This window comes from Embleya sp. NPDC059237 (assembly GCF_042754105.1).
Classification (GTDB): domain Bacteria; phylum Actinomycetota; class Actinomycetes; order Streptomycetales; family Streptomycetaceae; genus Embleya.
Genome location: NZ_JBHZAE010000001.1, coordinates 426,454 through 448,731 on the forward strand (window position 1 = coordinate 426,454; position 22,278 = coordinate 448,731).

The 22,278-nt window shown below is 71.6% G+C and carries 20 protein-coding genes; 19 read left to right on the plus strand and 1 reads right to left on the minus strand.

What is annotated here, in order from left to right:
- Positions 1 to 58 precede the first annotated feature (58 nt).
- From ffh to ACFXKZ_RS01840, 3 genes are all read left to right on the plus strand, one after another.
- Complete coding sequence (ffh, locus tag ACFXKZ_RS01830; RefSeq protein WP_379995279.1) at positions 59 to 1,627, plus strand: signal recognition particle protein; 1,569 nt, start codon at positions 59 to 61, stop codon at positions 1,625 to 1,627.
- A gap of 103 nt (positions 1,628 to 1,730) precedes the next feature.
- The gene (locus tag ACFXKZ_RS01835) at positions 1,731 to 2,294 is read left to right on the plus strand and encodes a GNAT family N-acetyltransferase (RefSeq protein WP_379995281.1); all 564 of its coding nucleotides are present in this window, start codon (positions 1,731 to 1,733) and stop codon (positions 2,292 to 2,294) included.
- 26 nt (positions 2,295 to 2,320) lie between these two features.
- A complete protein-coding gene (locus tag ACFXKZ_RS01840; RefSeq protein WP_379995283.1) occupies positions 2,321 to 4,039 on the plus strand; it encodes an alkyl sulfatase dimerization domain-containing protein in 1,719 nt (572 codons plus the stop codon).
- A gap of 66 nt (positions 4,040 to 4,105) precedes the next feature.
- On the opposite strand, the gene ACFXKZ_RS01845 is transcribed toward ACFXKZ_RS01840, so the two are convergent.
- Positions 4,106 to 5,812, minus strand: coding sequence for a proline--tRNA ligase (locus ACFXKZ_RS01845; protein ID WP_379995285.1), 1,707 nt, complete (start codon positions 5,810 to 5,812; stop codon positions 4,106 to 4,108).
- 267 nt (positions 5,813 to 6,079) lie between these two features.
- On the opposite strand from ACFXKZ_RS01845, the gene rpsP reads away from it, so the two are divergent.
- From rpsP to dnaG, 16 genes are all read left to right on the plus strand, one after another.
- A complete protein-coding gene (gene rpsP / locus ACFXKZ_RS01850) occupies positions 6,080 to 6,547 on the plus strand; it encodes a 30S ribosomal protein S16 (RefSeq protein WP_078975239.1) in 468 nt (155 codons plus the stop codon).
- Positions 6,548 to 6,549: 2 nt separating this feature from the next.
- Positions 6,550 to 6,789 carry an RNA-binding protein gene (locus ACFXKZ_RS01855; protein WP_020553237.1) on the plus strand — a complete coding sequence of 80 codons (240 nt, stop codon included), beginning with the start codon at positions 6,550 to 6,552 and terminating at the stop codon, positions 6,787 to 6,789.
- A gap of 145 nt (positions 6,790 to 6,934) precedes the next feature.
- A complete protein-coding gene (gene rimM / locus ACFXKZ_RS01860) occupies positions 6,935 to 7,504 on the plus strand; it encodes a ribosome maturation factor RimM (protein ID WP_379995288.1) in 570 nt (189 codons plus the stop codon).
- On the plus strand, positions 7,501 to 8,319 hold the full coding sequence (gene trmD / locus ACFXKZ_RS01865; RefSeq protein WP_379995290.1) for a tRNA (guanosine(37)-N1)-methyltransferase TrmD: 819 nt from the start codon (positions 7,501 to 7,503) through the stop codon (positions 8,317 to 8,319). The genes rimM and trmD overlap by 4 nt, the downstream gene beginning before the upstream one ends.
- 154 nt (positions 8,320 to 8,473) lie before the next feature.
- Positions 8,474 to 8,833: a 50S ribosomal protein L19 gene (gene rplS, locus ACFXKZ_RS01870; protein WP_078975236.1), complete on the plus strand. Its 360-nt coding sequence runs from the start codon at positions 8,474 to 8,476 to the stop codon at positions 8,831 to 8,833.
- Between the two features lie 65 nt (positions 8,834 to 8,898).
- Entirely contained in the window at positions 8,899 to 10,134 is a 1,236-nt protein-coding gene (lepB, locus tag ACFXKZ_RS01875) for a signal peptidase I (RefSeq protein ID WP_379995292.1), read from the plus strand.
- Positions 10,127 to 11,257: a signal peptidase I gene (gene lepB / locus ACFXKZ_RS01880; RefSeq protein WP_379995294.1), complete on the plus strand. Its 1,131-nt coding sequence runs from the start codon at positions 10,127 to 10,129 to the stop codon at positions 11,255 to 11,257. Before lepB (ACFXKZ_RS01875) ends, lepB (ACFXKZ_RS01880) begins: the two co-directional genes overlap by 8 nt.
- A 140-nt stretch (positions 11,258 to 11,397) precedes the next feature.
- Positions 11,398 to 12,423 (plus strand): signal peptidase I, encoded by a 1,026-nt coding sequence (gene lepB, locus ACFXKZ_RS01885; RefSeq protein WP_379995296.1) that lies wholly within the window; start codon positions 11,398 to 11,400, stop codon positions 12,421 to 12,423.
- Positions 12,424 to 12,508: 85 nt separating this feature from the next.
- Positions 12,509 to 13,078, plus strand: a complete 570-nt coding sequence (locus tag ACFXKZ_RS01890) for an NUDIX hydrolase (RefSeq protein WP_379995298.1) — start codon at positions 12,509 to 12,511, stop codon at positions 13,076 to 13,078.
- A 148-nt stretch (positions 13,079 to 13,226) separates the two neighbouring features.
- Positions 13,227 to 13,553 (plus strand): DUF2469 domain-containing protein, encoded by a 327-nt coding sequence (locus ACFXKZ_RS01895; RefSeq protein ID WP_078979196.1) that lies wholly within the window; start codon positions 13,227 to 13,229, stop codon positions 13,551 to 13,553.
- A gap of 118 nt (positions 13,554 to 13,671) precedes the next feature.
- Complete coding sequence (locus tag ACFXKZ_RS01900) at positions 13,672 to 14,085, plus strand: YraN family protein (RefSeq protein ID WP_379995301.1); 414 nt, start codon at positions 13,672 to 13,674, stop codon at positions 14,083 to 14,085.
- 2 nt (positions 14,086 to 14,087) lie between these two features.
- Entirely contained in the window at positions 14,088 to 15,695 is a 1,608-nt protein-coding gene (locus tag ACFXKZ_RS01905; protein WP_379995303.1) for a YifB family Mg chelatase-like AAA ATPase, read from the plus strand.
- Positions 15,696 to 16,221: 526 nt separating this feature from the next.
- Entirely contained in the window at positions 16,222 to 17,391 is a 1,170-nt protein-coding gene (gene dprA, locus ACFXKZ_RS01910; protein ID WP_379995305.1) for a DNA-processing protein DprA, read from the plus strand.
- A 646-nt stretch (positions 17,392 to 18,037) separates the two neighbouring features.
- The gene (gene whiG, locus ACFXKZ_RS01915; RefSeq protein ID WP_379995307.1) at positions 18,038 to 18,886 is read left to right on the plus strand and encodes an RNA polymerase sigma factor WhiG; all 849 of its coding nucleotides are present in this window, start codon (positions 18,038 to 18,040) and stop codon (positions 18,884 to 18,886) included.
- A 66-nt stretch (positions 18,887 to 18,952) separates the two neighbouring features.
- Positions 18,953 to 20,233: a deoxyguanosinetriphosphate triphosphohydrolase gene (locus ACFXKZ_RS01920; RefSeq protein WP_379995309.1), complete on the plus strand. Its 1,281-nt coding sequence runs from the start codon at positions 18,953 to 18,955 to the stop codon at positions 20,231 to 20,233.
- A gap of 57 nt (positions 20,234 to 20,290) precedes the next feature.
- The gene (gene dnaG / locus ACFXKZ_RS01925) at positions 20,291 to 22,231 is read left to right on the plus strand and encodes a DNA primase (RefSeq protein WP_379995311.1); all 1,941 of its coding nucleotides are present in this window, start codon (positions 20,291 to 20,293) and stop codon (positions 22,229 to 22,231) included.
- Positions 22,232 to 22,278 lie beyond the last annotated feature (47 nt).

Here is a 22,278-nt window from a genome sequence, read left to right on the forward strand (position 1 = left end):
GGTGGGCGGTTAGGCTGGGCCCGACACCACCCGTATCTGACGAAGGACCTCTGCCGACGTGTTCGACACTCTCTCCGACCGCCTCGCAGCGACCTTCAAGAACCTTCGCGGCAAGGGGCGGCTCTCCGAAGCCGACATCGACGCCACCGCCCGCGAGATCCGGGTCGCCCTCCTCGAGGCCGACGTGGCGCTCCCGGTGGTCCGCGAGTTCATCGCCCGGGTCAAGGAACGCGCCCGCGGCGCCGAGGTGTCGGGCGCGCTCAACCCGGCCCAGCAGATCGTCAAGATCGTCAACGAGGAACTGGTCGGGATCCTCGGCGGCGAGACCCGCCGGCTGCGCTTCGCCAAGACCGGCCCCACGGTGATCATGCTCGCCGGCCTCCAGGGCGCGGGCAAGACCACGCTCGCGGGCAAGCTGGGCAAGTGGCTCAAGGCGCAGAAGCACCAGCCGCTCCTGGTCGCCTGCGACCTCCAGCGCCCGAACGCGGTCAACCAGCTCTCCGTGGTCGCCGAGCGCGCGGGCGTCGCGGTCTACGCGCCCGAGCCCGGCAACGGCGTGGGCGACCCGGTCAAGGTGGCCCGCGACTCGATCGAGTTCGCCAAGACCAAGCAGTACGACGTGGTCGTCGTCGACACCGCCGGCCGGCTCGGCATCGACGCCGAGATGATGCAGCAGGCCGTCGACATCCGCGACGCGGTCAAGCCGGACGAGATCCTGTTCGTCGTCGACGCGATGATCGGCCAGGACGCGGTGGTCACCGCGCAGGCGTTCCTCGACGGCGTCGGCTTCGACGGCGTGGTGCTCTCCAAGCTCGACGGCGACGCGCGCGGTGGTGCGGCCCTGTCGGTTGCCTCGGTGACCGGCCGGCAGGTCATGTTCGCCTCCAGCGGGGAAAAGCTCGAGGACTTCGACGCGTTCCACCCCGACCGGATGGCCTCGCGCATCCTGGGCATGGGCGACATGCTCAGCCTGATCGAGATCGCCGAGGCCAAGTACGACCAGGACCTCGCGCTCAAGGCCGCGGAGAAGCTGCACGGCGGCGGCAACAACTTCACCCTGGAGGACTTCCTCCAGCAGATGGAGCAGGTCAAGAAGCTCGGCTCGATCTCGAAGCTGCTCGGCATGCTGCCCGGCATGGGCGCGATGAAGGACCAGATCGACAACATCGACGACCGCGACCTGGACCGGGTCGCGGCGATCATCAAGTCGATGACGCCGGCCGAGCGGGCCGACGTGAAGATCCTCAACGGCTCGCGTCGGGCGCGCATCGCCAAGGGCGCCGGCACCGAGGTCAACGCGGTCAACAACCTGATCGAGCGGTTCGTCGAGGCCCGCAAGATGATGGGCCAGATGGCCAAGGGCGGCGGCATGCCGGGGATGCCCGGCATCCCGGGCATGGGCGGCGCCGGCAAGAAGAAGGGCAAGGCGCCCAAGCAGGCCAAGGGCAAGCGCCAGTCGGGCAACCCGATGAAGCGCAAGCAGGAGGCGGCGGCCGAGGCGGCGCGGCGCGAAGAGCGCGCCGCCAACCCGTTCGGGCTGCCGGCCGGAAACGGCGCGGGCGGCGGCGCGGCCGACTTCGAACTGCCCGACGAGTTCAAGAACTTCCTGCCGCCGGGGCAGAAGTAGCGGCGGGGCACAGGCGGGCGGGGGCCGCGACGTGGGCGAACCACGTCGCGGCACACCCCCAGGTGCGGTCCCGACCCGCTGGGACGACGAGGCGAGGATGGAGATGACGGGGGCCATGGACCTGTACACCGTGCCCGGGAGCCGGGTGGGCGTACGACCGCCGACCGGGACCGACGCGGCCGCCTCCGCCGAGGCGATCCGCCGCTCCGAGCACATCTCCCACTGGAACCCGGCCGACCCGAACGACCTGCCGGACCTGATCCGCCGCCAGGGCGACACCTTCCGCACGTTTTTGGTGATCGACCTCGCCGAGCGCGGCCTGGCCGGCCGGATCAACGTCTCGAACATCGTGCGGGCGCGCTTTTGCAACGCGACGCTCGGCTACGACGCCTACACGCCCTACGCGGGCACCGGGCGGATGACCGAGGCGCTGGCCCTGGTGATCGATCGGGTGTTCGCCGCGGACGGCCTCGCGCTGCACCGCCTGGAGATCAACGTGCAGCCCGGCAACGACGCCTCGATCGCGCTCGCGCGCCGGATGGGTTTTCGCTACGAGGGCTTCACCCCGCGCATGTTGTTCATCAACGACGCCTGGCGCGACCACGAGCGCTTCGCGCTGACCGCCGAGGAGTGGCCGGGCGCGGAGAAGACCATTCTTCCCTCGTAGGGCCGGACATGGCAGGCTGCCCGCCCATGACGTACGAGGTCGAGCCTGCCGTTCATCCAGAACTCGCCGCGCACACCGCGCACTTCGCCAAGCGCGTATACACCGTGGCCGGACACGTGCACGTCGCCGTGGGCTGGTCCTCGGCCAACGCCGCGGTGATCGAGGGCCCCGAGGGACTGGTGGTGGTCGACACCGGCAGCGGGGCGGACCTGGCCGCGGTGATCGAGGCCGAACTGCGACCGCAACTGCGCGACCCCCGGGCCCCGGTGCGGGCCGTGGTGGTCACCCACCACCACCCCGACCATGTGAACGGGCTGAGCCACTGGGCCGCGACGCCCGACGTGGACGTGTACGCGCACCGGACCTTCCTGGCCGCGCTCACCGACCAGTCCGGGCCCACGCTGCACATCATGGGCCTGCGCTCGGTGTACTCGCTCGGCAACCTCCTCGGCCCCTCGGACACCGAGGGCGTCAACGACGCGGTCGGCCCGCACGCCGGGGTGGGCACGCCGTCGTTCGTGATGCCCACTGTGCTGGTGGGCGACGCGCTGGAGACCGAGGTCGCGGGGGTGCGGCTGCGGCTGTTCCACAATCCCGGCGAGACCGACGACGCGATCAGCGTGTACCTGCCGGACAGCGACGTGCTGCTGTGTGGCGACACCATCCAGGGACCGACCCTGCCCAACATCCACACCCTGCGCGGGTGCCGCTACCGCGACCCGATGCAGTGGGTGCGCAGCATCGACGCGCTGCGCGCACACGGGGCCGCGCACCTGATCCCCAGCCACGGGCAACCGGTGTCGGGGGCGGACCGGGTCGCCGAGGTGCTGGCCGTGGAGCGGGACTGCATCCAGTACATCCACGACCAGACCGTGCGCCGGATGAACGAGGGGCTGACCCCGGACGAGTTGGCCGAGACGATCGAACTGCCCGAACACCTGGCCTCGTACGCGCCGTACGCGCGGGAGTACTACGGCACCGTCAAGCACACCGTGCGGCAGATCTTCTTCGGCTACCTCGGTTGGTTCGGCGGCGATCCGGTCGACCTGGATCCGCTGCCCCGGGCCGAACACGCGCGCCGGACGGTGGCCCTGATGGGCGGCCGGGAGCGGGTGCTCGGCGCGGCGACCGAGGCGTACGAGGCGGGCGAGTACCAGTGGGCGGCCGAGCTGGCCACCCACCTGACCCGGATCGACCGCGAGGACACGGACGCGCGCGCCGTCAAGGCCGCCGCGTTTCGCCGACTCGGCTACGCCCAGCTCAACGTCAACTGGCGCAACTGGTACCTGACCAGCGCGGACGAGCTGGAGGACCGGATCCAGCCGATCCTGCCGCTGATCAACTTCGCCGCGGTCTTCGCGCCCAGGGACCTGGTCGCCCGGATCCCGGCGGCGTGGCTGATCGAGCTGTACACCACCCGGCTGCGCGCGGAGGAGGCGCTGGAGGTGGACACCGTGCTCGGCTGGCGGGTGCTCGGCGGCGTGCACGGCGAGGAGGAGGTGGCGCTGCACATCCATCGCGGCGTGGCCCGCTTCCTGCGGGAGATCCCGGCGGACGCCGCCGTGGTGCTCGAACTGCCGCGCGAGACCGTGGAGTCGCTGCATCTGGGCCGGACCGATCTGCGCGGCGCGCTGGCCGGCGGGGACGCCCGGGCGATCCGGGGCGGCGCGGCGGAGGCGGCGGCCCTGCTCGACCTGTTCGACCCGCTCCAGCCGCGCAGGCCCACCGAGTTGACGCTGCGCTGACCCCCGCACGACGAGCGCCCCCGCCGGGTGTGTTCGGCGGGGGCGCTCGGGGTTCACGCGAGGGGGTCAGCTCGCGTCGAGGACCAGCTTGCGTACGTACTCGACCGCCTCGGCGACCGGGACCAGGGCCTTCTCGCCGCTCGCGCGCGAGACGATCTCCACGTTGCCCTCGGCCAGGCTGCGGGCGCCGACGGTCACCCGGAACGGGATGCCGACCAGTTCGATGTCCTTGAACTTCACCCCGGGGCGCTCGGCGCGGTCGTCCAGGATCGTGTCCACCCGCTGCCGCCGCAGTTCCGCGTAGATCTCCTCGGCGGTGGTGCGCGACTTCTCGTCCTCGACGTCGAGCAGCGCGACCGCGACCTCGAACGGCGCCACCGCGACCGGCCACACGATGCCGTTCTTGTCGTGGTGCGTCTCGACCATCGCGGCCATCGCGCGCTCGACGCCGATGCCGTAGCTGCCCATGACCGGGGTGATCCGCTCACCGTCCGCGCCGAGCACGTTCACCCCGAGCACATTGGTGTACTTGTCGCCGAGCTTGAAGATGTGGCCGATCTCGACCGTCTGCTCGACCTCCAGGCCGGTGCCGCACTTCGGGCACGGCTCGCCGGCCACCACCTCGCGCAGGTCCACCCAGCGACCCACCGCGATGTCGCGCTCGACGTCCACGCCGCGCACGTGCATCTTGTCCACGTTGGCGCCGGTGACCATGTCCCGGCGACCGCGCAGCGCCTCGTCGGCCAGGATCGGCAGGTCGCTCACGCCGACCCCACCCAGGCTGCCCGGGTACGCGCCGAGCGCGGCCTTGATCTCGTCCGGCGTGGCCGGGCGCACGTCGTTGGAGCCGGTGGTGTCGATCAGCTTCTGCTCGACCAGCGCGTGGTCCCCGCGCAGCAGGGCCAGCGTGAGCTGCCCGCCGACCATGTAGACCAGCGTCTTGATCTGCCGGTCGGCCGCGACGCCGTGAGCCCTGGTCAGGTTCTCGATGGTCTTGACGCCGGGGGTGTCGAACCGCTCCGGCGCGTCGAGCCCCGGACCGTCCTCGATCGCCGCGAGCGTGGATGTGGCCTTCTCGACGTTGGCCGCGTAGTCGCAGTTCGGACAGTGCACGACGAGGTCCTCGCCGGCCGCCGACGGGCACATGAACTCGGTCGAGCCGCTGCCGCCCATGGTGCCGCTGGACGCCTGCACCGCGATGGCGGGGATGTTCAGCCGCTGGAAGATGCGGACGTACGCCTGCCGGTGCGCCTCGAACGAACGGTCCAGTCCCTCGGCGTCCAGATCGAAGCTGTACGAGTCCTTCATGGTGAACTCGCGCACCCGGATCAGGCCGCTCTTGGGCCTCGGCTCGTCCCGGAACTTGGTCTGGAACTGGTACCAGGTCTGCGGCAGGTCGCGGTAGGAGCTGAGTTCGAGCGCGAGGGTCGTGAAGATCTCCTCGTGCGTCATGCCCAGGGCCAGGTCGGTGCCCTTGCGGTCCTTGAGCCGGAACATCTCGTCGCCCATGACCTCCCAGCGACCGCTCTTCTGCCAGATCTCGGCCGGATGCATGGTCGGCAGGATCATCTCCTGCGCGCCGATCCGGTCCATCTCCTCGCGGATGATCTGCACGACCTTCGCGCGCACCCGCACCGCGAGCGGCAGCAGCGAATAGTGGCCGGCCATCAGCTGCCGGATGTAGCCCGCGCGCACGAGCAGACGGTGGCTGACCGCGTCGGCGTCGGCGGGGTCCTGACGGAGAGTGGGTACGTACAGTTCGGACCAACGCATGAGACCGTGGCGACCTAACGACTAGGGGGAAGGGCGTGCGACCTGCATTCTAAAAGCCGCGCGAGGCTCGACCGCCCGGGTTTTCCCCCGGTCCTCGCCCCGGCTTTGGTCGGCGCCCGGAAGTCTGGCAGAATGGCGAGCTGAGTACCCGGGGCATTGCCGGACCCTCTCTCCGCATGCTTACCGTGTCCACGATCAGCCGAGCCTCATGTCCCCACGTGAACGCCGGCTGTTCACCCACGTCAAGATGCAGGAGACACCACTCTCGTGGCAGTCAAGATCAAGCTGAAGCGCCTGGGCAAGATCCGTTCGCCCCACTACCGCATCGTCGTCGCCGACGCCCGCACCAAGCGTGACGGTCGGGCGATCGAGGAGATCGGTATCTACCACCCGATGGAGAACCCCTCGCGTATCGAGGTCGACTCCGAGCGTGCGCTCTACTGGCTGGGCGTCGGCGCGCAGCCGACCGAGCCCGTCGCGCACATCCTCAAGCTGACCGGCGACTGGCAGAAGTACAAGGGCGAGCCGGCCCCGGCCCCGCTCCTGGTCGCCGCGGAGAAGGCCGACAAGAAGTCGCTCTTCGAGGCCGCCGCCCGCGAGGCGATGGACGAGCCCAAGGACGGCGCCACCACGCCGAAGGCCAAGAAGGAGAAGAAGGTCGAGGCCGCCGCCGAGACCGAGACTCCGGCCGCCGAGGGCGAAGCCGCCGCCGAGACCGCCGCTAACGAGGGCTGACCGTGCTCGAGGAAGCCCTCGAACACTTGGTCAAGGGCATCGTCGAGCATCCGGACGAGGTCAAGGTACGGGCGCGTAATCTTCGCCGCGGCCGCATTCTCGAGGTCCGGGTCCACCCCGAAGACCTCGGGAAGGTCATCGGGCGAGGTGGCCGCACCGCGCGTGCGCTGCGTACCGTCGTGACCGCGCTCGGCGGCCGGGGAGTCCGCGTCGACCTCGTCGACGTCGACCAGGTTCGCTGACGTACCCGGACATCACGTCCAACCGGGAGCTGCCCGGCGGAGTCACATCCGCCGGGCAGCTTCTTGGCATTTCCGGTGCTCGGCGGTCGGGCCGTCGGGTCCAGTCGGGTTTCAGGGTTTCCAGGCAGAGATTGAGGAGTCGCAGGTGCAGCTTGTGGTCGGCCGTATCGGCAAGGCACACGGCATCAAGGGCCAGGTGACCGTCGAGGTCCGTACCGACGAGCCCGAACTGCGGCTCGCACCCGGAGCGGTGCTGATGACCGACCCGCCGTCGGTGGGTCCGCTGACCATCGCCGACGGCCGGGTGCACAGCGGTCGACTGCTGCTGAGCATCGAGGGCGTGACCACCCGCAGCGGCGCCGAGGCGCTGCGCAACACGCTGCTGATCGCCGAGATCGACCCGGACGAACTCCCCGAGGACCCCGAGGAGTTCTACGACCATCAGCTGATCGGCCTGGACGTGGTCACCGCCGACGGCGAGGCGGTCGGCGAGATCACCGAGGTGGCCCACCTGCCCTCGCAGGACCTGCTCATGGTCCGCCGGGCGGACGGGCGCGAGGTGATGATCCCGTTCGTGCAGCAGATCGTCCCCGAGATCGACCTGGAGAACCAGCGCGCGGTGATCACCCCGCCGCCGGGGCTGCTCGACGCGGAGGACGCGGTGCTCGCGGTGCCGGATCCGGCGGAGGGCGACACGTCCGAGGACCCGTCGTGAGGATCGACGTCGTCACCATCTTTCCCGAATACCTGGCCCCGCTGGACGTCTCGCTGGTCGGCAAGGCGTGCGCCAAGGGCCTGCTGGACGTGCACCTGCACCAGCTCCGGGACTGGACGTACGACGTGCACAAGACCGTCGACGACACCCCGTACGGCGGCGGCCCCGGCATGGTGATGAAGCCCGAGCCGTGGGGGCTCGCGCTGGACGCCGTGCTGGAGCAGGGCGAGAGCGCGGCGGCCCCGGTGCCCCGGATGATCGTGCCCACGCCGTCGGGTCGGCCGTTCACCCAGGACCTCGCGGTCGAACTGGCCGAGGAGCCGTGGCTGCTGTTCGCGCCCGCCCGATACGAGGGCATCGACCGGCGGGTCCTGGACGAGGCGGCGACCCGGATGCGGGTGGACGAGGTGTCCATCGGCGACTACGTGCTCGCGGGCGGCGAGGTGGCCGTGCTGGTCATCGTCGAGGCGGTGGCGCGGCTGCTGCCGGGAGTGCTGGGCAACGCGGAATCACACCGGGACGACTCGTTCGCGCCGGGCGCGATGGCCAACCTCCTGGAGGGGCCGGTGTACACCAAGCCCGCCGAGTGGCGCGGGCGCGAGGTGCCGCCGATCACGGTGTCCGGGAACCACGGCGCGATCGCCCGCTGGCGACGGGACGAGGCGCTGCGCCGGACGTCGGCGCACCGGCCCGATCTGATCGGCCGGATCGACCCCGCGGCGGTGGACAAGAAGGACCGGGCGCTGCTCGCCGAGCTGGGCTGGGTCGAGCGGGACGGCCGGTTTCATCGGGCCGACCCACCTGTGGCAGACTGAGACGCTGTTGCCATGTCCCGATCCGGACCGGGTTCCCCGGGAGCCGGACGGCACCCCTGCCACAGGGGGAGCGCCACTCGGGACCGGCGACCCCCCTTTCGTAACCACGAATCCCCGTGGGTGACCTGTGGCACCCCCGAGAAAGCGACGCGAGATGAACAAGCTCGACCACATCGATGCCGCATCCCTGCGGGACGACGTCCCGGACTTCCGCCCCGGTGACACCCTCAAGGTGCACGTGCGCGTCATCGAAGGCAACAAGTCCCGCGTCCAGGTCTTCCAGGGCTTCGTGCTGCGTCGCCAGGGCGACGGCGTCCGCGAGACCTTCACGGTCCGCAAGGTCAGCTACGGCGTCGGCGTGGAGCGCACCTTCCCGGTGCACACCCCGGTGATCGAGAAGATCGAGCTGGTCACCCGCGGCGCCGTGCGTCGCGCGAAGCTCTACTACATGCGTGACCTGCGCGGCAAGGCCGCGAAGATCAAGGAGAAGCGCTCGGACCGTCCGACGCGCTGACCCGTGCGCCACACCCGGGGTGCCTCGCCCATGGCGAGCCGACCCGGACGCTAGGCTCGTTCGTGATGGACGACGCAGAGCAGAGCAGAGGCCGTGCCTCCACGGCGGAGGAATCCGCCGGTACCTCGTCCACCGAGGTCGTGGAGGCGCGGCCTTCGCGTGTCCCGGGACGGGCGTCGGGCGGGAGCGGTCACGGGGGCGGGCTCGACGGGGCGCTCGGGACGGTGCCGGCGGCGCCGAAGTCCCCTGATTTCGCAAAGGATTCGACGGCGGGCACGGGCATCGGTGCGGGCGTCGGCTCGGCGGCCGAGGCGAGTGTCGATGTGCCGTCGAAGGGTCCGGAGAAGGCCGACACCCCCGAGGACGGGGCGGGTTCGGCGGTCGAGACGGCACCCGAGCCCGGGACCGAGACGGCATCCGGGACCGTGACCGTATCCGGGACCGGGGCCGGGACCGGGACCGGGACCGCCGAGGCTGAGACCGCGTCCGAGAGCGCGACCGGGACCGTGACCGCATCCGGGACCGACGTTGTTGCCGGGACCGAGTCCGACGGCGACCCCGATGGCGCCGCCGAGGGCGATTCCGAGGCCGAGTCGAGCCCCGAGGCCGATGCTCCCGATGCGCCGCGTCGGCGGCGGATGCCCGCGTGGGTCGAACTCCCGCTCCTGGTGGCGATCGCGATGGTCGTTGTCCTGGTGGTGAACTCGTGGGTCGCCCAGCCGTTCGTGATCCCCAGCGGTTCGATGGAGAACACGCTCGAGATCGGCGACCGGGTCCTGGTGAACAAACTCGCCTACAAGTACGGGGACATCCACCGCGGCGACATGATCGTCTTCGACGGGCGCGGCTCGTTCACCCCCGAGGGCACCGGCTCGCCCGACCCGGTGAGCGGCGCGCTGCGCAAGCTCGGCGGCGTGTTCGGCTTCACCAACCCCGACGACAACGACTTCGTGAAGCGCGTCATCGGGATCGGCGGCGACGTGGTCAAGTGTTGCGACACGCAGGGTCGGGTCACCGTCAACGGGGTGCCGCTGGACGAGGGCGACTACCTGCATCCGGGCGACAAGCCCTCCGACTTTCCGTTCGAGGCCGAGGTGCCCAAGGGAAAGCTCTGGGTCATGGGCGACCATCGCAGCAATTCGGCCGACTCGCGCGACCACCTGGGCGACCCCGGCGGCGGCATGGTGCCGGAGAGCCGGGTGATCGGGCGCGCGCAGTGGATCATCTGGCCGTTCGGGCGGATCCAGGGCGCGGATCGGCCGAAGACGTTCGATCGGTCGGACTTCGACCGCCGTGGGTAAACGCGGCAAGCCCAAGGGCGCCCGGGCCGCCGATCCGGTGCCCGCGCGGCCGAGTACCCACCCCGAGGGCGGGGCCGGTCCGCTGCCGACCCCGGAGGTCGTGGGCGCGGTGGCGCTCGGCGAGGCCGAACCGGTCCGTGCGGCGCCGTCGGTCGAGGCGCCGACCCCCGCTCCCGTGCGCCGGCGTCGGGGCAGGCGTTCACGGCGCAAGGACAAGGTGGTGCCGCTGTGGCGCGAACTGCCGATGCTCGCGGTGATCGCGCTCGCCCTCGCGCTGCTGATCAAGACGTTTCTGGTGCAGGCGTTCTACATCCCGTCGGGATCGATGGAGCACACCATCGACGTCGGTGACCGGGTCCTGGTGGACAAGTTCTCGCCGTGGTTCGGGTGGACCCCCGAGCGCGGCCAGGTGGTCGTCTTCAAGGATCCGGGCGGCTGGCTGGGCAAGAAGAAGACGGACGATCCGCCGCCCGGCCTCAAGCAGTTCAAGCAGGGACTGGTGTTCGTGGGCATGTTGCCGTCGGACGACGAACAGGACCTGATCAAGCGGGTGATCGGGGTCGGCGGTGACACGGTGGCCTGCTGTGACCCGTCCGGGCGAATCACGGTCAACGGTGTTCCGCTGGACGAGCCCTACCTGTACAAGGGCAACGCGCCCTCGGAGAAGCGCTTCAGTGTGACCGTGCCCAAGGGTCGGCTGTGGGTGATGGGTGACCATCGTGGTGACTCGGCCGACTCGCGGGCACATATGGATCGGCCCTATCAGGGCACGATCCCGGTGGACGATGTGGTCGGGCGGGCCGTCCTGGTGGCCTGGCCGTTCGGTCGAGCGCATCGACTGCCGGTTCCGGACACGTTCGGGAACAAAGCCCTGTCGGTTGCGATTCTCCCGCCCACCCCGGTCGTTATGGGAATGGTGGGTGCGGTTCCGCTGGTCCTGCTACGCCGACGTGTACGCTCGCGCCGGCGCATGCCGGCCCCGTGGGGTCGACATCGACCCGGCGACGTGCGCGGCACGGGTCGGAAATCATCAAGACAGAGCTGTGGGCAGCCGGTGGACAGCCCCGACCGGGTGCCGTGTGGCCTGCACGGGTACGAGGAGGCGCCGTGGGGGAAGTCGTGATCGGAGCGCGATCCGCTGGTGGAGACGACGATCGTGGGCGGGAGCCGCACGAGCGGCATCCGACCGACGCGCCGCACGATCCCGGAGCGCCACCGACCCAACCAACGAGCGGGGACGGGCCCCGGCAGTCGCCCGATCTGGTGAAGCATCCGAAGAACGGGGCCGCCGCCGACGCGGCGCCGATCTTTCCGCCGGTGGCGCCGACCCCCGCGTCCGGTGGTCCGGGTGCGGGCGGACCACCGGACGCGGACGGCCCCGGCGGCCCCGGTGGTCCGGGCGACTCCGGCGAGCCGGAGGGTGCCGGTGAACCGGAGGGCACCGGCACCGACGAGGGCGCCTCGGCCTCGGGCGAACGGCGCAAGAAGAAGGGGTCGTTCTGGAAGGAACTGCCGCTGCTTCTGGTGATCGCGGTGGTCCTGGCGCTGCTCATCAAGACCTTCCTTGTGCAGGCCTTCTCGATTCCGTCGGAGTCGATGGAGAACACCATCAAGGTCGGCGACCGGGTCCTGGTGAACAAGTTCTCGCCGTGGTTCGGCGCGGAGCCGGAGCGCGGGCAGGTCGTGGTCTTCCACGACCCGGGCAACTGGCTCCAGGAGGCGCCGAAGCAGTCCGACAACGCGGTGGTGCGCGGGCTGCAAAAGGGCATGTCCTGGGTCGGCCTGATGCCGTCCGCCGACGAGAAGGACCTGATCAAGCGGGTGATCGGGGTCGGCGGCGACCGGGTGCAGTGTTGCGACGCGCAGGGCCGGCTCATGGTCAACGGCAAGCCGTTGGACGAGAGCTCGTACCTGAAGAAGGGCGTGGCCCCGTCGACGAAGGTGTTCGACGTGACCGTGCCCAAGGGTCGGATCTGGCTGATGGGCGACAACCGGGACAACTCGTCCGACTCGCGCTATCACATGGACCAGCCGTTCAACGGGACGGTGGACAAGGACCAGGTGATCGGGCGCGCGTTCACCGTGGTGTGGCCGCTGAACCGGATCCACGGCCTCGGCGTGCCGGGCACCTTCGACCAGCCGGGCCTCGGGCTCGACGTGATCGGCGGCACCCCGATGGCGGCCGGGCTGATCGGGGCGGTGCCGCTGGTGTGGTGGCGGCGCAGGCGGCGCGGCGGGCCCGAGGAGCGTATGGCCACGCGCCCGCCCTCGGCGGCGCCGCCGGCCTGACGGCCGCCCTCTCGCATTCGGCCGGGCGCTCGGGAACCCCCTCCCGCGCGACCCGGCCGTTCGCGGCTCGGGGCACAATCCGGGGATGACGACTCAACCCGTGTCATGGCCCGGAGACGTACCGGAGCCGGTGCCGGACTATCCCGCCGACCTGGCTCCCGACCTGGAACGACGCGCGGTGCGCGTGGTGATTCTCGACCCCGACGACCGGGTGCTGCTGTTTCGCACCCGAGTCCCCGAATCCGACCCGTCCGACTGGTACGACCTGCCGGGCGGCGGTCTGGACCCCGGGGAGACCTATGTGGACGCGGCCGTTCGGGAGATCCGGGAGGAGACCGGCCTGCGGATCGAGCCCGCCGAGGTGGGGCCGCCGACGTGGCGGCGGAGTGTGACCTGGGTGCGACCGGGGCATCGGCGGGTGCAACACGAGTTCGTGGTCCTGGTCCGGGTCGCCGAGCGGGCGCCCGCGGTCTGCGAGGACCGTTCGTTGTGGACCGCGGACGAGCTGGCCGAGTACCAGGAGGCGGTGTGGTGGCCGGTGGAGGAGATCCGGGCGGCGCCGGCGCGGTTCTACCCGGGCCGGCTGCCCGAGCTGCTGCCGAGGTTCCTGGCCGGCGAGCTGATCGACGAGCCGTTCGAGTGGTGGAACGGCTGAGCGCCGCGACGCCGGCGCGTCGGCGGCCGGTCGATCCGCCGGTCGATCCGGGCCGCCCGGGACGGTCGTGCGATGGTGCGCCGGTGGGCGCGAGGGTCGCCGGTACACAATGGGAGGCGTCAGCGAAGCGCAGGAGCGAGGGGCGCGCATGAGTGCGGAAGATCTCGAAAAGTACGAGACCGAGATGGAGCTGCAGCTCTACCGCGAGTACCGCGACGTCGTGGGTCTCTTCAAGTACGTCATCGAGACGGAAAGGCGCTTCTACCTCACCAACCAGTACGAGCTGCACGTGAGGTCGGCCGACGGGGAGGTCTTCTTCGAGTTGTCCATGGCGGACGCGTGGGTGTGGGACATGTATCGACCCGCACGGTTCGTGAAGAATGTCCGGGTTCTTACGTTCAAGGACGTCAACGTCGAGGAACTGACCAAGAGCGAATTCGAGATGCCCGCGGGCAACGAAGGGTTCGGCGGCTGAGCGGACTCCGCGCGCCCACAAGGGCGGCATCCACAACGACCGGTTTGTCCACAGGTCACGGTGGGTCGACACACGACCACCTCCGGCTCCGGCAGCGTCGAGCCCGGAGGTGGTCGTTGTGCGGACCGATGCGGGTGGCACGGAGGGTCGGGGCGGCCCGGCCCGGCAGTCCCGGAACGGCGCGGTGGGGCGCTACGGCGAGCGGGTCGCGGCGCGCTATCTGACCGAGGCGGGCATGGCCGTTCTGGCGCGCAATTGGCGCTGTCGGGACGGCGAGATCGACATCGTGGCGCGCGACGGGCCGGTCCTGGTGGTGTGCGAGGTCAAGACCCGGCGCGCGGGCGGGTTCGAGCACCCCCTTGAGGCGATCGGCCCGGTCAAGGCCGCCCGGCTGCGGGTGCTGGCCGAGCGCTGGCGGGCGGCGAACCCGCTTGCCGGGCCGCCGGGGCGCGAGGTGCGGATCGACCTGGTCGCGGTGGTCGCGGCGGTGCGTGGGGCGGCCGGGGTCGAGCACGTCCGGGGAGTGTGCTGAGCATGGGCTTCGCGCGCACCCGGTCGGTCACCCTGGTCGGGGTGGACGGCGTCGTGGTCGAGGTGCAGGCCGACCTGGAGCCGGGGGTGACCACGTTCACCCTCGTGGGCCTGCCGGACCGGACTCTGGTGGAGTCCAAGGAGCGGGTCCGGGCGGCGGTGGTCAACAGCGGCGAGGAGTGGCCGCAGCGCAGGCTGACGGTGGGGTTGTCGCCGGCGACGGTGCCCAAGACCGGATCGGGCTTCGATCTGCCGATCGCGGCCGCGATGCTGGCCGCGGCGGGCGTACTGGACCCGCGCGCGATCGAGGACCTGGTGATGATCGGCGAGCTGGGCCTGGACGGGCGGCTGCGGCCGGTGCGCGGGGTGTTGCCGGCGGTGATGGCCGCCGCGGCGGCCGGGTGCGCCCGGGTGGTGGTGCCCTCCGTGGCGGCCGGCGAGGCCGAGTTGGTGCCGGGGGTCGCCGTGTGGGGGGTGACCTCGCTGCGGCACCTGCTGGCGAGGCTGCGCGGGGAGCCGGCGCCGGCCGAGCCGGAGGCGGTGCGCGACATCGGTCTGGGCCCCGATCCACTCGCCGTGGTCGGCACCTTGACGGCGGGCCCGCCGGCCGGGTCGGTGCCGGCCGATCTGGCCGACGTGGCCGGTCAGGGCCGGGCTCGTCGAGCCCTTGAGGTGTGCGCCGCGGGCGGGCATCACCTGTTCCTGCTCGGCAGTCCGGGTGCGGGCAAGACCATGCTGGCCGAGCGGCTGCCCGGGATCCTGCCGGCGCTGGACGGACCGGCCTCGCTCGAAGTCAGCGCGGTGCACTCGATCGCGGGCACGCTGCGCCCCGACCTGCCGCTGGTGACCACGCCGCCGTTCTGCGCGCCGCACCACAGCGCGACGATGCCCGCGATCGTCGGCGGCGGCAACGGCCTCCCACGCCCGGGCGCGGTCTCGCTGGCCCATCGGGGCGTGTTGTTTTTGGACGAGAGCCCGGAATTCAGCGGGCGGGTGCTGGACGCGCTGCGCCAGCCGCTGGAGTCGGGCACGGTCACCGTGGCGCGCAGCGGGGGGATGTTGTGCTTCCCGGCCCGGTTCCTGCTCGTGATGGCGGCCAATCCCTGCCCGTGCGGGCGGTTCTCCGGACGGGGTCTGGACTGCACGTGCTCGTCGCTGATGCGGCACAAGTACCTGGCCCGGCTGTCCGGGCCGCTGATGGACCGGATCGATGTGCGGGTCACGGTGGATACGGTCTCGCGCGCCGAATTGTTCGCCCCGGAGGGGGCGGGGGAGCGGTCGGAGGTGGTGGCCGCACGGGTGCTCGCGGCCCGGGAGCGGGCTGCGCGGAGGCTGGCCGACACGGGGTGGACGGTCAACGCGGAGGTGCCGGGGCGCGAGCTGCGCACGCGGTGGACGGTCGACGCCGACGCCCTCGACCGGGCGGCGCGCGACATGGAGCGAGGCTTCCTGACCGCCCGGGGCCTCGACCGAGTCCTCCGCGTCGCCTGGACCCTGGCCGACCTGCACGCCCACCCCCGCCCCACCCGCTCCGACGTGGACACGGCCCTCGAACTGCGCACGGGAGTGATCCGAGGCGACACGGCGGACGACGACGGGTTCGAGAGATGAGGAACCGCCGATACGACAGGCCGCCTGCGGCCTCGCGCGATGGTGGAGGGTGGTGCGGGCGTCCGGATGCGGAAGGCCGGCGCGGGCCCGTGGGGTGGATGGGAGTTGCGACGGGTGTGGTCCGGGTCGATCGGATCACCGCCCGCGCCACCGCGTCACCACGTACGTCCGGCAGCGTCGGATGTGGACTCGCCCGTCATCACACGTCCGGGGCATCGCCGTCGCCTCGCCCCGGGGCTCACCCGCACCGCAGCCCCCGACCGGGTCCGCGCCCCCATGCTTGCCCCGGTGGGGCTCGCGGCCTCGTGTGCGGCGGGTGGGGGCGGTGCGGGTGTGTGGGGCGGACGGTCGGGGGCGGCCACGGTGGGGTGGGTGGGAGTTGCGCATGGGTGGCCCGGGGCAAGCGTCAACGCCCGCACCGGTTCGGCTACCGCACGCGGTCGGCGTCCGAGGGGTGGCGGTCTTTTGGCGGGTGCGGGGGATTTGTTGGGCCCGACGGGGGCGTCGGGGGATGGAAGGTGTGGCGGTGGGTCGGGTGGAGTCGTTGCCGTGGGGGGATGGGGACTTTCCCGAGCGGGATGTGGAGGGGGAGCGGGCGGCTCGGGCGGTGTTGAGTCGGCTGGTGGAGCCCGGGGACGCGGTGTTCGGGCGGGCCGTGCGGGTGTACGGGGCCGCTCGGCTGTTGCGGGATCTGCGGGGGCGTGGGGCGTTGCCGGGGGAGTTGGCGCGGCGGGATCCGGCGGGGTATCGGGTTCGGCTCGGGGCGCGTGATCCGGACGAGGACTTGGCTCGGCTCGCCGAAGTGGGTGGGAGCTTTGTGGTTCCCGGCGATCCGGGGTGGCCCACTCAACTCGACGACCTCGGGGACGCCCGGCCGCTGGGGTTGTGGACGCGCGGCGCGACCCCGCTGCGGCTCGCCGCGCTGCGGTCGGTGGCGGTGGTGGGCGCGCGGGCGTGCACCGACTACGGCGCACACGTCGCGGGGGCGTTCGCGGCCGAGCTGGCCGAGGCGGGCTGGACGGTCGTCTCGGGTGGCGCGTACGGGGTGGACGGGGCCGCGCACCGGGGGGCGCTCGCGGTGCGCGGGTCCACCGTCGCCGTGCTGGCATGTGGCATCGACGTGAACTATCCGCGTGGGCACGAGCGGCTGCTGGCCCGGATCGCCGAGGAGGGAGTGCTGGTCACCGAGCTGCCGCCGGGCGCGCATCCGACCCGCTATCGCTTCATCGAGCGCAATCGGGTCATCGCGGCACTGACCCGGGGCACCGTGGTGGTCGAGGCGGCGCTGCGCAGCGGTGCGCTGATCAGTGCCCGCCGGGCCGCGCTGCTCGGCCGCCAGGTGATGGGCGTGCCGGGGCCGATCGGCTCGCCGAGTTCGGCGGGCGTACACGTGCTGCTGCGCGAACCGGGGTCGGTCCTGGTGACCCGGGCGGCAGAGGTGATCGAGCAGGTCGGGGCGATCGGCGACGACCTCGCGCCGGTCCTGGCCGGCCCGAGCCGCCCGGGGGACGATCTGCCGCCCGAGATCCGCCGGATCCTGGACGTGGTGCCGTGGCGCGGCGCGCTGTCCACGGCCGCGATCGCGCACGAGGCGGGATCGGCGCCGGCGGCCACGCGACGCCGACTCGACGTGCTGGCGGCCCGCGAACTCGTCGATCGCACCCCGAAGGGGTGGCGTCGCCGTGGCGGTGCTTGACCTGGGGCCGCAGTGATCATCACCGTGAGGGGAGGAGGCCCGATCGAGGAGGTGTGCCATACCCGTGACCGACGAGCGCGCGCCCGAGAACGCCGACCCGGACGGAATCACCCCACCGGCGACCGCAGTCGCCCCGACGGCGACCCGTCGCCGCCCCGCAGGACTCACCCACCACACTTCGACACGGCCCACGACGAAGTCCCCGGCGTACCCCACCCCTGAGCCCACCCCCACTGCGCACCCCACATCCGAGCCCACCCCCACCACCGGCGCGCCACCCGGGGTGTCGGTTGCCTGTGCGCCGGTGCCGGAGCGTGGGGGCGTGCGGGGAGTGGGGTCTGCGCCCCCCGGGGTGCGGGTGTCGTCGGTGGGCAATGCCGTGCGCGCCGGGCCGGTCGGGCCGCCGCAGGGGGGTCGCCTCGTGCGCGGGTGTGTCGAGGGGCGTGGTCCGGGCGGCGCCGAGCGACCCCTTCGCCGCGGTCCCAGGTGGTTCGGCACACGCCGGGCGGCTTCGGGTGGGATGCCGTGATTCGGGCGATCGGGGCCGCGCCCCGTCGTTGTAGCGCTCGGGAGTCGTCAGGTCACGCTACGCTCGCGAGGACGCAGATCTACACGCACGTTTCCGTGGAACGACACAAGGCCACGTATGCCCAAGCACACCCCAGGGCGTAAGAGCGCCACCGCGGCCGCGTCCGAGAACGGACCGGCCGTCACCGTCGAGGACGGTGGCGCTTCCAACCGCGCGCTGGAGAACCTTTGGAGCGACTTCAAGCGCTCGGGGGACCCCACCCTGCGGGAACGCCTCATCCTGAATTACTCGCCGCTCGTGAAGTACGTCGCCGGGCGGGTCGGCGTCGGCCTTCCGGCCAATGTGGACCAGGCCGATTTCGTCTCGTACGGGATGTTCGGCCTGATCGACGCGATCGAGAAGTTCGATCTTGATCGCGCGATCAAATTCGAAACCTATGCGATCAGTCGCATCCGCGGCGCGATCATCGACGAACTGCGCGCGCTGGACTGGATCCCCCGATCCGTCCGGCAGAAGGCCCGCGCGGTCGAACTGGCGTACGCGGGACTGGAAGCCAAGCTCAACCGCACCCCCTCGGAGGTCGAGGTGGCCCGCGAGATGGGCATCGCGCTGGAGGACCTGCACGCGATCTTCAGCCAGCTCTCGCTGATCAACGTGATGGCCCTCGACGAACTCCTGCACACCGGCCAAGACGGCGGCGACCGGCTCAGCCTGGTCGACACGCTGGAGGACACCACCGCCGACGACCCGGTCGAGGTGGCCGAGAGCCGCGAGATGCGCCACCTGCTCGCCCGCGCGGTCAACGCGCTGCCGGAACGGGAGAAGACCGTGGTCACGCTCTACTACTTCGAGGGACTGACCCTGTCCCAGATCGGCCAGGTGCTCGGGGTGACCGAGAGCCGCACCTGCCAGATCCACACCAAGGCCGTGCTCCAACTGCGCGGCAAGTTGTCCGACGCGCGGTGAAGGCTTCGCGCAGTGTTCGCGGCCCGGCCTCCGTCGAATGTCGGAGCAATTCCTTAATGTGGACAAGTGGACAGCACATCGGCAGACCCGGCGACACCCCGCTCCGTACCGCGGCGATACGGCCCCGACGACCTCGCCCGCTGGGTCCCCGAGCCCAACAAGCGACGCGGGCGCACCGCGTTCCAGCGGGACCGGGCCCGGGTGCTGCACTCGGCCGCGCTGCGCCGACTCGCCGGCAAGACCCAGGTGGTGACCCCCGGCGAGAGCACCCCGGCCGGCCAGGACAGCCCGCGCACCCGGCTCACCCACTCGCTCGAATGCGCCCAGATCGGCCGTGAGCTGGGCCAGGCGCTCGGCTGCGACCCGGACCTCGTGGAGACCGCCTGCCTGGCGCACGACCTGGGCCACCCGCCGTTCGGCCACAACGGCGAACGTGCCCTCGACGAGGCGGCCAAGAGTTGCGGCGGCTTCGAGGGCAACGCGCAGAGCCTGCGCCTGCTCACCCGGCTCGAACCCAAGACGTTCGCCCCCGACGGCCGCAGCGTCGGCCTGAACCTGACCCGCGCCGGCCTCGACGCGGTGCTCAAATACCCGTGGCCGCGCCGCCAGGACAAGCACGCCTACGGCGCGTACGACGACGACCGGGCCGTGTTCGACTGGGTGCGCGAGGGCGCCGACCCCGGCCGCCGCTGCCTGGAGGCCCAGGTGATGGACTGGTCCGACGACGTCGCCTACTCCGTGCACGACCTGGAGGACGCGGTCCAGTCGCACCGCCTCGACCTGGTCCGCCTCCGCGACGCGGGCGAGCGCCGCGAACTGCTCGACCTCACCGTGCGCCGCTACCGCCCCGACTGCGTGGCCGACGAACTCGGCGAAGCGCTGGACCGGTTGCTCGCGCTCGACTTCTGGCCGGCGGACTACGACGGCTCGCGCCGCGCCCAGGCCCGGCTCAAGAACGCCACCAGCGGCCTGATCGGCCGCTTCTGCCTGGCCGCCGAGCACGCCACCCGGGAGCTGTACGGCACCGCGCCGGTCCTTCGCTACGCCGCCGACCTGATCGTCCCGCGCGAGATCCGCCTCGAATGCGCGGTGCTCAAGGCGATCACCGCGCGCTACGTGATGGCCCGCGAGGGCGCCGAACAACTGCGCGAGCACCAGCGCACCGTCCTCACCGAACTGGTCGAACTGCTCGCCGCCGGGGCCCCCGAGCGGCTGGACGCGTCCCTGCGCGAGGACTGGATCGAAGCCGACACCGACGCGGCCCGGCTGCGCGTGGTGATCGACCAGGTCGCCTCCCTGACCGACCGCGCCGCCCTCACCCTGCACGCCACGCTGACCACCCGATGAACCGGGCCGACCGGTCACCGCCCCCGGGTGTCGGACGGACCCGTAGACTCGACGATCGTGGCCGGCCGTATCCGTGAAGAAGACGTCAGGCGGGTCCGCGAGACGGCACGCATCGCGGAGATCGCGGAACAACACCTGCAACTGCGCAACGCGGGCGGAGGAAACTTCAAGGGGCTCTGCCCCTTCCACGACGAGAAGTCCCCCTCCTTCCAGGTCAGCCCGGCCAAGAACCTCTGGTACTGCTTCGGCTGCGGCGAAGGCGGCGACGTTCTCGACTTCGTCATGCGCCTGGACCACACCACGTTCTCCGAGACGGTGGAGCGGCTGGCCCAGCAGTACGGCATCGAGCTGCACTACGAGGAGGGCGGCTACACCCCCGGGCGCCAGCAGGGCCGGCGCACCCGCCTGGTCGAGGCGCACCGGATCGCCGCCGCGTGGTTCGCCGACCAGCTCGGCACCCCCGAGGCGGAGACCGCCCGCCGATTCCTCGCCGACCGGGGCTTCCCGCAGGACGCCGCGGAGCGGTTCTCCCTCGGCTACGCGCCCAAGGGCTGGGAGAACCTGGTGCGATTCCTGCGCGGCAAGGGCTTCACCCCGCAGGAGATGCTGGAGGGCGGGCTGGCCAGCGAGGGCCGCAACGGCCCGATGGACCGCTTCCGCGGCCGGCTGGTCTGGCCGATCCGCGACATCACCGGCGACGTGATCGGCTTCGGCGCGCGCAAGCTCTACGACGACGACAACGGCCCCAAGTACCTGAACACCCCCGAGACACCCATCTACAAGAAGTCCCAGGTGCTCTACGGCCTCGACCTGGCCAAGAAGGAGATCGCCAAGTCCGGCCGGGCGGTCATCGTCGAGGGCTACACCGACGTGATGGCCTGCCACCTCGCCGGTGCCGGCACCGCGATCGCCACCTGCGGTACCTCCTTCGGCGACGAGCACATCAAGGTGCTGCGCCGACTGCTGATGGACTCCGGCGAGTTCCGCGGCGAGGTGATCTTCACCTTCGACGGCGACGCCGCCGGCCGCAAGGCCGCGCTGCGCGCGTTCGAGGAGGACCAGAAGTTCGTCACCCGCACGTTCGTCGCGGTCGAGCCGGGCGGCCTGGACCCGTGCGACCTGCGCCTGGAACAGGGCGACGAGGCCGTACTCGCCCTGATCGACGCGCGCGTCCCGCTCTTCGAGTTCGCCATCCGCAGTCGGATCGAGGGCCACGACCTGTCCACTGCCGAGGGCCGGGTCGCCGCCCTCGACGCCGCCGCGCCGGTCATCGCCGGCATCAAGGACCAGGCACTGCGCCACACCTACGCGGTTCGGCTCGACTCGATGCTGGGCTTCCTGGACGAGAAGTTCGTGGTCGGCCGAGTCGCCCAGGTCAACCGCTGGCAGCGCGAGCGGGCCGCGCGCGGCGAGCGCGGCGGCGGCCCCACCCAGGGGCCCGCCACCCCGGCCAACGGCCGACAGCCGGCGGCCCCGCAGCGGCCCGTGGGCTTTCGACCCGACCCGCGCGACATGTGCCAGGCGGTCCAGCGCGAGGTGCTCAAGCTCGCGCTCCAGGCGCCCGCGCTGGTCGCGCCCGCGTTCGATCACTACGAGGTGGACGAGTTCACCGCCGCGCCGTACGCGGCGGTGCGCACGGCGATCGCGACCGCCGGCGGCGTGTGCTGCGACCTCGCGCAGACCCCGAACTGGGTCGGCGAGGTGCGCGTCGCGGCGCCCGACGACGCCGTGCGGCACATGGTCACCGAACTGGCCGTGGAAAACATGCGGTTGAGCAGCGACCCGGATCGGGCGTACGCCGACGGCAACCTGGTCCGGCTGCGGGTCTTCTCCGCCGAACGCCGGATCGCCGACGCCAAATCCCGCCTGTTGCGCCTGGACCCGGGCCGCGACGCGGAGGAGTACGGGTGGGTCTGGCAGGAGCTGACCACCCTGGAGACGTACAAGCGGGCCCTGCTCGACCGCGGCGCCGAAGCCCTCTACGCCCCCGGCGGCTGACCACGGCCCGGCCGGGCACCCGAAAGCCCCCTCCCGGCCGGGCCGAA